We start from the raw sequence: 10125 nt of genomic DNA on the forward strand, positions 1-10125 counted from the left end.
AACATAACGCATAATAGAACAAGACAACTAACACAAGTTTCCACGTCTTGTCCTGCGATATGACGACCTGCTCAACATGCCGCGCTTTGAAGACAAGCTGCGTGAACTGGTGGATTACCACAACTTCATGCTGGTGGGTTACTACAAAGAGCCGGCCATCGAGTTTGAAAAGACCCTGGCCGAGTGCAAGGAATACGCCGAGCTGCTCAAGCCGCTGATGCTGGACGTGACTGCCGAGTTGCACGACCTGCGTCGCGCCGGCAAAGACATCATGTTCGAAGGCGCCCAGGGCTCGTTGCTGGACATCGACCACGGCACCTACCCTTACGTCACCAGTTCCAACACCACCGCTGGCGGCGTTGCGACGGGTTCGGGCGTTGGCCCGATGTTCCTGGACTACATCCTCGGCATCACCAAGGCATACACCACGCGTGTAGGTTCGGGTCCATTCCCGACTGAACTGTTCGACGACGTCGGCGCGCACCTGGCCAAACAAGGCCACGAGTTCGGCGCGACGACCGGCCGTGCCCGCCGTTGTGGCTGGTTCGACGCCGTTATCCTGCGTCGCGCTATCGATGTGAACAGCATCTCGGGCATCTGCCTGACCAAGCTGGACGTACTCGACGGCCTGGAAACCATCAACATCTGCATCGGCTACAAGGATGCGGAAGGCAAGGACGTTGCCCCGACTGACGCGGACAGCTACGTAGGCCTGCAGCCTGTGTACGAAGAAGTGCCAGGCTGGACCGAATCGACCGTGGGCGCCAAGACCCTGGAAGAACTGCCAGCCAACGCCCGCGCTTACATCAAGCGCGTCGAAGAGCTGATCGGTGCGCCGATCGACATTATTTCGACGGGCCCGGACCGCAACGAGACCATCGTTCTGCGTCACCCGTTCGCTTAATAAGCTGTTGATGTAAAAAGCAAAGGGCTCCTTCGGGAGCCCTTTGTCGTTTCCGCCTGGTAAACGGCACGACCCTTGCTATGGTTCTTTCTTTCGCGGTGCTATCAAATTAATGGCACCCGTGGTGGAGGGATTCCCAGTGTCTGCCGTTCTCTCATTGTTACAAAGCCGGCTGTTGCGGCCGGTGTTCGTTACCCTAGGTATCGCTCTTTTGGTGCAGGTACTGGTGGCCGTCGCCCTGACGCGAAGCACCGTCACTGCATTGGAAGCTGATTTGGGCAATCGCCTGGGCGTCGACAGCCAGAAACTGTCCGGCGAGTTGGCGCAAGCCGGCAAGGAAGTGACATCCAGCCTGGACAGTCTGTCTTCCAGCACGCGCCAGCGTCTGACGGCGGGGCTTTCCACGCGCCTGCAGGAAGAGCAGAAGCAACTGCGTGCGACCCTGGAAAAAGACCTGCAGGACTCTGCCAATGACATGGCGCAACTGCTCGCCTCGGTGGCGCCGCGCGCCATGTGGGACAGCGACGTGCCGACGCTGTCTGAGTTTGCCCGCAGAGCCCAGCGCAATCCCAACGTGTTGTTTGTGGTGTATGACGACGCGGCTGGTGAGCACCTGACCCGTTACCTCAATCGTGAAAACCCGATCAACCAGGCGCTGCTGGAAAAGGGCAAGGGCGAACGTGCCCTGGATAAAGTGCTGGATGCGGCGAAGAATGATCCCTCGGTGTTCTACGTCGAAGCGTCCATCAGCCCCAATGGCGTAGAGATCGGCAAGGTCCGCATGGGGGTTTCGACTGCCTCGGTCGAGGCTGACCTGGCCGCGCTGGACAAGCGTTTTGCTGCACTGATTGCCAGCGGTGACCAGTTGGTGGGCGACAGCCTCAAGGGTGCCGCGGCTGACAGCGCGGCGGCCATGGGCGCGCGTTTGCAGTCGGCGCAAGCCACCGCCACCCAGATGACCGCCAATACCACCAGCGCCGTGCAAGAGGCGGCGGGCACCTTGCGCTGGCGCATCGGCATGGGCCTGGCGGTGGTAGGTTTTGGTGTATTGCTGTTGATTGCTGTAGTGCTCGGCCGTCGGGTGGTCAATCGCCTGAAGCTGCTGATTGCAGCGATGGACGATCTGGCGGCAGGCGAGGGCGACCTGACCAAGCGTGTGCAGATCAACAGCCGGGACGAAATCGGCGACATGGCCTCGGCGGTCAATCGCTTTGTGGATAAGTTGCAGCCGATCGTGCGTGAAGCCGGTGATGTGGCCCAGCGTACCGGTGTGGAAATCGGCGCGATGACCCTGCGCAATGCGGGTGCCGATGCGGCCGCCGGCTTGCAGCGTGATGAGGTTGCCGAAAGCCTGCGGGCGCTGTCGCAAATGGCGGATGAGGCCCAGGCGGAAAGCCATGCGATGCAGGCGGCCTTGCAGCAGGTGGTGGATATTCGCCAGGCGACTGATGAAAATTCCCGCACTTCAGCCGAAGTCGGCAGCTTGATCGAGGCGTTGGCGGGGCAGGTGCAGGCCGGTTCCAAGGTGATCGAGCGGCTGGCGCAGCAGAGCGAGCAGATCGAGGTGGTGTTAACGGTGATCCACGGGATTGCCGAGCAAACCAACCTGCTGGCGCTCAACGCGGCTATTGAGGCGGCGCGAGCCGGTGAGACCGGGCGCGGCTTTGCGGTCGTGGCGGACGAGGTTCGCGCCCTGGCCAGTAAAACCCAGAGTTCTACCGGCGACATCCAGGCCCACATCGTGGCCTTGCAGCAAGGCGCTCGTGAGGCCGTGGAAACCATCGGCAAGGCCGGGCGCCAGGCCAGCGAAGGTTTGCTGGTGTTGCGCGACAGCGTGCGCCTGCAGCAGTCGGTGCAGGCCTCGGTGGAGCAGGTGCATGCAGCGATTGGCCTGGCGACGCGGGCGGCTGAGCATCAGGCGCAGGGTGCGCATGCGGTGCGTGGGCGAGTCGAGATCATTCATGCCCAGGCTGAGCGAGCGGCGCAGGCGGTGGTAGAGACTACAGCCAGTGGCAAAGTGCTGGATGGGTTGGCTGCGCAGTTGAAGGCGAGCTTGGGGCAGTTCCGGGCTTGATGTCGCCTGGTGCGGCCCTTTCGCGAGCAAGCCCGCTCCCACATTCGACCGAGTTCCACTTCTGGAATGCGAGCAAATTTGGGAGCGGGCTTGCTCGCGAAAGCTATTTCAGCGGCTCAGGTACATCCGCGTCGTAAGCAAATACACCGGCAGTCCCGACACCAAAATCAACAATGCCGCATAGGGCGCCGCTGCCGCGAATTCCACATTCGAGGTGTGCGCCCACACGGCAGTTGCCAAGGTATTCAGCCCGGTCGGACTAAGCAGCAACGTCGCCGTCAATTCCTTCATTGCATCCAGGAATACCAGCGCAAACGCCGCCCCCAATGCCGGGAAAATAATCGGCAGCGTCACCCGGCAAAACGCACTGAACGACGACGCGCCCAGCGTTCTCGCCGCCTCTTCCAGCTGGGGTGCTGCCTTGTTCAGCGCCGTGCGGATCGGCGCCTGGGCCAGGGGCAAAAACAGCAGCGCATAAGCGATCAGCAGCAATGCCGACGTTTGATACAGCGCCGGCACGTAATGCAGGGCGAAATACACCAGTGTCAGCGCAATTACCAGGCCGGGCAGGGCGTGCAGCAGGTACGGCAGGCGCTCGGCCCACAGTGCGAGCTGGCCCTTGTAGCGCACCACCAGCAAGCCCACCGGCACGGCAAACAACAGGCAAAGCGCGGCGCCGCCCAGGGATAGCGCCAACGAAGAAAGCAGCGCCTCGCTGATCTCGGCTATCGGAAATGCCGCCGAACTGCCCACTGCCAGCCAATAACCGAGCATGCCCAGTGGAATGCCGCTGCCGATGATCGCCAGGAGCAGGCAATACAGCTGCCCCAGCGCCGCCCATTTGCCGAGTCGAACCTGTTCGGCATGCCGCGCCGCGCCCTGGCCGGTACGCACGTGTCGGCCCTTGCCGCGCACCCGCAGCTCCAGCCAGAGCAGCGTCAGGCACATCACCAGCAGCACCGCCGAGAGCATCGCCGCATTGGCGTTGCTGAACTCCAGCTCGAATTGCTGGTAGATCGCGGTGGTAAACGTCTGCAAGCCGATGATCGACAGCGCGCCGAACTCCACCAGCATATGCAGGGCAATCAACAGTGCCCCGGCCAGCAGCGACGGCCACAGCAGCGGCAAGGTGATGCGAAAGAATACGCCCCAGCGATTCAGTCCGAGGGTGCGGGCCGATTCTTCCAGGGATGGATCAAGATTGCGCAGGGTTGCCGCCACCGGCAGAAACACCAGCGGGTATTTGGACAGGGTCATCACCAGGATCGCTCCGCCCAACCCTTCAAAGTTGGCGCTTAACGAAACCCAGGTAAAGCTGCTGACAAACGCCGGCACCGCGAACGGCAGGCACAGGATCACTCCCCAGATCCGCCGCCCCGGCAGGTTGCTGCGTTCCAGCAGCCAGGCCAGGGACAAGCCGATCACGCCGCAGGCCACGGTGACGCCGACCATCAGCGCCAGGGTGTTGCGCAGCAACCCGAATACATAGGGTCGCCACAGCAAATGCACCGCCTCGGCCCATCCTGCCTGCCAGGCCTTGAGGCCGACATATGCCAGCGGCAACAGGCTCAGGCCTACCAGCAGCAGGACTGGTAGCAGCAACCAGATCGAAGGGCGTTTGCGTCTCGGCGTAAAACCCCCGCGCAAGGCGGGGGCGGGGAGCGATGGGTTCATCAGTTCAAGCCAACGTCACGTTCCAGTTCCAGGGCTTCTTCGGCGTTGCCCAGGTCGGCAGGGGTGACTTTCGGCGGTTGCAGCTCGCTGAAAGGCTTGAGGCCACGGTTGGATTCCATGCCCTTGCGCAACGGGTATTCGGCGGAAGTGTTGGTGATCACCCGCTGGCCTTCTTCGCTGGCCATGAATGCCAGCAGTTGCTGGGCTTCCTTTGGATGCTTGCTGGATTTCAGTGCAGCCGCGGCAGACACGGTGATCAGGCCACCGGCATCGCCGTTGGTGAAGTAGTGCAGCTGCGAATCCAGGTTGGTTTTTTCTTTCTTCAGGGCGAACCAATAGTAGTTGTTCACCAAGACAGTGGCGACTTCGCCATTTTCCACGGCCTTGAGCGCAACCATGTTGTTGCTGTAGACCTTGCCGAAAGCGCGCAGGCCGGTCAGCCACTCTTCAGCCGCTTCGCGACCGTGCAGCTTGATGATCGCTACGGCTTGTTCCTGGAACGCGCCGCTGGTGGGCACGAAACCGACCTTGCCTTGCCACTCGGGCCCGGCGAAATCCAGTACCGACTTGGGCAGGTCTTTCTCGGCGATCAGCTTCGGGTTGAAGGCCACGACGCGGGTGCGTGCGGTCACGCCCATCCAGGCGCCGTTGGCGGCCACGTATTCCTTCGGCAGGACGTCGAGGGTGCTGGCGTCGATGGTTGCCAGCAGGCCTTGCTCGCCGAGTTTATTCAGCGGCGGCGATTCTTCGGTGTAGATCACGTCGGCAGGGGAGCGGTCACCTTCTTCGACGACCTGGCTGGCCAGCTGGTTGCTGCTGCCCTTGCGCACATTGACGTGGATGCCGGTCTTGGCTTCGAAGGCCTTGGCAAGTTCATCGCCGACCTCCTTGTGTTGGCCGTTGTACAAGGTCAGTGCAACCTTGTCGGCAGAATAGGCAGCGGGCGAGAGCAGGGTCAGGCCGAGCAGAGTGATGGTCAGGCCACGCAGAAGGGATGTCTTGAGACGGGTATCGCGGATCATCATCCGGGGTTTTCCTCACTTGAGTGCAACAAATCCTTACAAGGATAAACGATAAAACTTCTCAAGTGCGGACGAGGGGGGAAATCACCGGTCAGGTTTTCAAACCCCGGAAACGAAAAAACCCGCTTTCGCGGGTTTGATCTGAATTTGGTGCCCAGGAGAAGACTCGAACTTCCACGACCTTGCGATCACCAGCACCTGAAGCTGGCGTGTCTACCAATTTCACCACCTGGGCATTATCAACGCTTGCGCTGTTGATGGAGCGAACTATACGGAGGGCTTTTTGATCTGTAAACCCCTGATTCAAAAATATAAATCAAGATTCTTGTTAAAAATCAAAGGCCTGAAACGCAAAAACCCGCTTTCGCGGGTTTTTGGAGACTCAAGGCATAACCTTGAGTTTGAAATTGGTGCCCAGGAGAAGACTCGAACTTCCACGACCTTGCGATCACCAGCACCTGAAGCTGGCGTGTCTACCAATTTCACCACCTGGGCAGCATCAACAACGTTGCCGTCGTCGATGGCGCGCACTATACGGAGGCTGTTTTGAGCTGTAAAGCCCTGCCATGAAAAAAGTCTGGAATATTTCGCCGACGGTCGCGCAAGGTGCATTCCAAGGGCTACAAAGTGCTTTTACGGGCTTGTTGACACCTGAAATTTCCCGTTTCAATACGCGTATGCCAAACTAACCCGCATATAGACAAGGTGAAAACTCTCTAATGGCCGATTGGCAGTCCCTCGATCCCGAGGCCGCTCGTGAAGCGGAAAAATATGAAAACCCCATTCCTAGCCGCGAACTGATCCTGGCGCACCTCGCCGATCGGGGTTCGCCTGCTAGCCGCGAGCAGCTGGTTGAAGAGTTCGGTCTGACCACCGAAGACCAACTCGAGGCCCTGCGTCGTCGCCTGCGCGCCATGGAGCGCGATGCCCAGTTGATCTACACCCGCCGCGGCACCTACGCGCCGGTGGACAAGCTCGACCTGATCCTCGGCCGCATCGCCGGCCACCGTGACGGTTTCGGCTTCCTGATCCCGGACGATGGCAGCGACGACCTGTTCATGAGCCCGGCGCAAATGCGCCTGGTGTTTGATGGCGACCGAGCCCTGGCCCGCGTTTCCGGCCTCGACCGTCGCGGTCGCCGTGAAGGCGTGATCGTCGAAGTGGTGTCCCGTGCCCACGAGTCCATCGTCGGCCGTTACTTCGAAGAAGGCGGCATCGGCTTCGTGGTGCCGGATAACCCCAAGGTCCAGCAGGAAGTGCTGATCACCCCGGGGCGCAATGGCGCCGCCAAAGTGGGCCAGTTCGTCGAGGTGAAAATCACCCACTGGCCCACTGCGCGCTTCCAGCCACAGGGCGATATCGTTGAAGTGGTCGGCAACTACATGGCGCCGGGCATGGAGATCGATGTTGCGCTGCGCACCTACGATATCCCTCACGTCTGGCCTGAGGCTGTGCTCAAAGAAGCCGCCAAGCTCAAGCCGGAAGTCGAAGAAAAAGACAAAGAGAAGCGCATCGACCTGCGTCATCTACCGTTCGTCACCATTGACGGCGAAGATGCCCGCGACTTCGACGATGCGGTCTACTGCGAAGCCAAGCCTGGCAAACTGCGCCTGTTCTCCGGCGGCTGGAAGTTGTTCGTCGCGATTGCCGACGTGTCCAGCTACGTGAAGATCGGTTCGGCCCTGGACAACGAAGCCCAGGTGCGCGGCAACTCGGTGTACTTCCCCGAGCGCGTCATCCCTATGCTGCCTGAGCAGCTGTCCAACGGCCTGTGCTCCCTGAACCCGAAAGTCGACCGTTTGGCCATGGTGTGCGAGATGACCATCTCGAAAACCGGCGAAATGACCGACTACCAGTTCTACGAAGCGGTGATTCACTCCCAGGCCCGCCTGACCTACAACAAGGTCAGCACCATCCTGGAACAGCCGAAAACCAGCGAAGCCAAGGCCCTGCGCGGTGAGTACGGGCATGTCGTGCCGCACCTCAAGCAGCTCTACGCGCTGTACAAGGTGCTGTTGGGCGCTCGTCACGTGCGTGGCGCGATCGACTTTGAAACTCAGGAAACCCGTATTGTCTTCGGTTCCGAGCGCAAGATCGCCGCAATCACCCCGACCACGCGCAACGATGCTCACAAGCTGATCGAGGAATGCATGCTGGCGGCCAACGTGGCCACCGCAGAATTCCTCAAAAAGCACGAGATTCCTGCGTTGTACCGGGTGCACGACGGCCCGCCGCCGGAGCGTCTGGAGAAGCTGCGCGCGTTCCTCGGTGAGCTCGGCCTGTCCCTGCACAAAGGCAAGGACGGCCCGACGCCGAAGGACTACCAGGCTCTGCTCGCGAGCATCAAGGACCGTCCGGATTACCACGTGATCCAGACCGTCATGCTGCGCTCCCTGAGCCAGGCGGTGTACAGCGCCGATAACCAGGGCCACTTCGGCCTGAATTACGAAGCGTACACCCACTTCACCTCGCCGATTCGTCGTTACCCGGACTTGCTCACGCACCGGGCGATCCGCAGCGTGATCCATTCCAAGCAGAACACCCCGCACGTCAAGCGTGCTGGTGCCATGACCATTCCGAAGGCACGGATCTATCCGTACGACGAAGCGGCCCTGGAACAGTTGGGCGAGCAGTGCTCCATGAGCGAGCGCCGTGCCGACGAAGCCACCCGCGACGTAGTGAACTGGCTCAAGTGCGAGTTCATGAAAGACCGCGTGGGCGAGTCGTTCCCGGGTGTGATCACTGCCGTGACCGGTTTTGGCTTGTTCGTCGAGCTGACCGACATCTACGTCGAGGGCCTGGTGCACGTCACCGCCTTGCCGGGTGACTACTACCACTTCGACCCTGTGCATCACCGCCTGGCGGGCGAGCGCACCGGTCGCAGCTTCCGTCTGGGCGATACCGTGGAAGTGCAGGTCATGCGCGTCGACCTCGACGAGCGCAAGATCGATTTCGGTATGCCTGACAAGCCGGCTGAACCGACTGGCCGTAAAAAACGTGGCAGCGAAACTGCAGCCCCGGCCAGCAAAGGCAAAGGCGCTCCTGCGAAAGCGGCGGTCGCCGAGCCTGCGCCAGCCAAGCCTGCGCGTCGTTCGTCTGCCAAGGACAAGGCCCCCGAAGCCTACCGCCCTAGCGATGCCGCGGCGAAAAACGCCGAGCTGCGCAAGAGCCGCGAGTTGAAGCAGCAGTTGCTCAACGAAGCCAAAAGCGGTGGTAAAGCGGCGTCTGGGGGAAAGTCCCGCGAGGCGGAAAAGCCGTCGAGCAAGCCGAGTAAACACCGTAAAGGCCCGCCAAAAGCGGGTTCGGCCCCCGCGAAAAGCGGCGGGTCGCGCAAACCTAAGGCCAAGTCATGAGTCTGGAAAAAATCTACGGCGTGCACGCCGTAGAAGCATTGCTGCGTCACCACCCGAAACGCGTCAAGCAGGTGTGGTTGGCAGAAGGCCGCAGTGAGCCGCGTGTTCAAGCGCTGGTCGAACTGGCCAATCAGAACAAAGTTGCCATCGGCCAGGCCGAGCGGCGCGAGATGGACGTCTGGGTTGAAGGCGTTCACCAGGGCGTGGTAGCCGACGTCAGTCCAAGCCAGGTCTGGGGCGAAGCGATGCTCGACGAGCTGCTCGACCGCACCGAAGGCGCACCGCTGTTGCTGGTGCTCGACGGCGTGACCGATCCGCACAACCTCGGCGCCTGCCTGCGTTCGGCGGATGCCGCCGGTGCGTTGGCGGTGATCGTGCCTAAAGACAAGTCGGCAACCTTGACGCCTGTCGTGCGTAAAGTCGCCTGCGGTGCTGCGGAAGTGATTCCGTTGGTGGCCGTGACCAACCTGGCGCGCACCCTCGAGAAACTCCAGCAGCGCGGCCTGTGGGTCGTGGGTACGGCGGGAGAGGCCGAGGTCAGCATTTATGACCAGGACCTCACCGGCCCGACCATCCTGATCATGGGGGCTGAAGGCAAGGGCATGCGCCGCCTGACCCGCGAGCATTGCGATTACCTGGTGCACCTGCCGATGGCCGGTAGCGTCAGCAGCCTCAACGTTTCAGTCGCAACGGGCGTCTGCCTGTTCGAAGCCCAGCGCCAGCGCGGCGCCAAGGCTAAAGCCAAGAAATAACCAAGTCTGGCGCAGATCAAAATGTGGGAGGGGGCTTGCTCCCGAATACGGTGTATCAGTCAGTGCATTTGGTGACTGGCACATCGCTTTCGGGAGCAAGCCCCCTCCCACATTTGTTTTTGTGGTGTATGGGGGCTGTTCAAATAATCACCAATCACCTTGCACCCTTTCTCCCCCTTCTCTACAATTGCGCCCCTTGCCTTCATGGCAGGCACGCATGTGCCTCCCTTCGGCAAGATCCATAAGTGTCATTCACTCCTTGTCTGACCGTTTTTGAGCGGCAGGCTACAACCCGTAAGGAGCATTCATGCGTCATTACGAAATCATCTTTTTGGTCCACCCGGAT

General features: G+C 60.9%; 5 protein-coding genes, 2 tRNA genes and 1 pseudogene. 4 read left to right on the top strand and 4 right to left on the bottom strand.

Annotation, left to right across the window (positions count from 1 at the left end; translation table 11 throughout):
• Window positions 1-34: 34 nt before the first annotated feature.
• Together ACIOMR_RS30325 and ACIOMR_RS30330 are read left to right on the top strand one after the other, a co-directional pair.
• Window positions 35-904: pseudogene (locus ACIOMR_RS30325) on the top strand (adenylosuccinate synthetase); the annotation flags it as partial.
• 139 nt (window positions 905-1043) lie between these two features.
• Window positions 1044-2978: a methyl-accepting chemotaxis protein gene (locus tag ACIOMR_RS30330; RefSeq protein WP_008439098.1), complete on the top strand. Its 1935-nt coding sequence runs from the start codon at window positions 1044-1046 to the stop codon at window positions 2976-2978.
• Window positions 2979-3086: 108 nt separating this feature from the next.
• Here ACIOMR_RS30330 and ACIOMR_RS30335 read toward each other — a convergent pair whose 3' ends face one another.
• From ACIOMR_RS30335 to ACIOMR_RS30350, 4 genes are all read right to left on the bottom strand, one after another.
• Window positions 3087-4652 (bottom strand): iron ABC transporter permease, encoded by a 1566-nt coding sequence (locus ACIOMR_RS30335; RefSeq protein ID WP_003217500.1) that lies wholly within the window; start codon window positions 4650-4652, stop codon window positions 3087-3089.
• On the bottom strand, window positions 4652-5677 hold the full coding sequence (locus tag ACIOMR_RS30340; RefSeq protein ID WP_008439094.1) for an extracellular solute-binding protein: 1026 nt from the start codon (window positions 5675-5677) through the stop codon (window positions 4652-4654). The genes ACIOMR_RS30335 and ACIOMR_RS30340 overlap by 1 nt, the downstream gene beginning before the upstream one ends.
• A gap of 145 nt (window positions 5678-5822) precedes the next feature.
• Window positions 5823-5909 (bottom strand) — tRNA-Leu (locus tag ACIOMR_RS30345).
• A 173-nt stretch (window positions 5910-6082) separates the two neighbouring features.
• Window positions 6083-6169: transfer RNA gene (locus tag ACIOMR_RS30350), tRNA-Leu, on the bottom strand.
• A gap of 224 nt (window positions 6170-6393) precedes the next feature.
• Here ACIOMR_RS30350 and rnr point away from each other — a divergent pair.
• On the top strand, window positions 6394-9027 hold the full coding sequence (rnr, locus tag ACIOMR_RS30355) for a ribonuclease R (RefSeq protein ID WP_003217496.1): 2634 nt from the start codon (window positions 6394-6396) through the stop codon (window positions 9025-9027).
• Entirely contained in the window at window positions 9024-9779 is a 756-nt protein-coding gene (rlmB, locus tag ACIOMR_RS30360; RefSeq protein ID WP_003217493.1) for a 23S rRNA (guanosine(2251)-2'-O)-methyltransferase RlmB, read from the top strand. The genes rnr and rlmB overlap by 4 nt, the downstream gene beginning before the upstream one ends.
• Window positions 9780-10125 lie beyond the last annotated feature (346 nt).

The sequence above is a fragment of the Pseudomonas sp. NPDC087814 genome (assembly GCF_044742865.1).
Taxonomy (GTDB): domain Bacteria; phylum Pseudomonadota; class Gammaproteobacteria; order Pseudomonadales; family Pseudomonadaceae; genus Aquipseudomonas.